General features: G+C 65.1%; 1 protein-coding gene. It reads right to left on the bottom strand.

The window, feature by feature from the left end; translation table 11 throughout:
* On the bottom strand, positions 1 to 384 hold a 384-nt coding region (locus tag L0D17_RS13335), incomplete at both ends, for an IS1634 family transposase (RefSeq protein ID WP_243095722.1).

Here is a 384-nt window from a genome sequence, read left to right as displayed (position 1 = left end):
GAACCAAGGCCTCCTGATCCGACTGGTTCCCATCCCCAGGAGCGAAGAGCAGGGGAATCCCCCCGGTATCGGCGCAGATCAGGTTCATCACCCACTGCTTGAGGTCTGGGCGGTGGTCCCGGCTGTAGCCGTGGGTGAGGCGGATGACCAGGGGCTCGTCCCCCGTATCGGTCTGGCCCTCTTCCCCGCTCCCGTACACCCCGTGGACGTGAAAGCTGGTGGAGTCCACGTGAAGAGCCCGCACGGGAAAGGGAAAGGCTCTGCGGGCAGATTTAGCCACCTCCACAAACAGCTCGGTGACCCCGGCCGCGTACAGGCTGTCCAGCATCCGGCCCATGCGGTCGTCGTTCAAAAGTTCGGGGGTGATGCCGGGCCCCAGGAGCA

Origin of the sequence: Thermus thalpophilus, from assembly GCF_022760915.1 — a bacterium.
GTDB classification, from domain to species: Bacteria; Deinococcota; Deinococci; order Deinococcales; family Thermaceae; genus Thermus; species Thermus thalpophilus.
The sequence above is the reverse complement of the archived record's forward strand: the minus strand, read 5'-3'. Positions and strand labels throughout refer to the sequence as shown.